The sequence below is a fragment of the Mesorhizobium sp. M6A.T.Ce.TU.002.03.1.1 genome (assembly GCF_003997275.1).
GTDB lineage: Bacteria > Pseudomonadota > Alphaproteobacteria > Rhizobiales > Rhizobiaceae > Mesorhizobium > Mesorhizobium mediterraneum.
This window is the reverse complement of the sequence record NZ_RZTI01000330.1, coordinates 1-420: the sequence shown is the minus strand read 5'-3', so window position 1 is coordinate 420 and position 420 is coordinate 1. Positions and strand designations below refer to the sequence as shown.

Sequence of the window (420 nt, the reverse complement as noted above, 5' to 3'; positions counted from 1 at the left end):
CCTTGGCGGTGCGCTTGCCGGAGCGGGTCTGCAGCATCCACAATTTGCCGCGCTCGATGGTGAATTCGAGATCCTGCATGTCGCGGTAGTGCTTCTCCAGACTATCGGAGATGGGGACGAAGGACTGGAACGCGTCAGGCATCAGCTTCTGCAGCGACGGCCTGTCCGAGCCAGCTGCGATACGTGCCGCTTCGGTGATGTTCTGCGGCGTGCGGATGCCGGCGACGACGTCCTCGCCCTGCGCGTTCACCAGGAACTCTCCATAGAGCATCTTTTCGCCGGTCGAAGGGTTGCGCGTGAAGGCAACGCCGGTGGCCGAGGTTTCGCCCATATTGCCGAACACCATGGCCTGGACATTGACCGCCGTGCCCCAGCTTTCGGGAATGTCGTGCAGGCGCCGGTAGGTGATGGCGCGGTTGT

The 420-nt window shown here is 62.9% G+C and carries 1 protein-coding gene; it reads right to left on the bottom strand.

What is annotated here, in order from left to right; translation table 11 throughout:
* On the bottom strand, positions 1 to 420 hold a 420-nt coding region (locus EOC93_RS33800), incomplete at both ends, for a PEP/pyruvate-binding domain-containing protein (protein WP_281033183.1).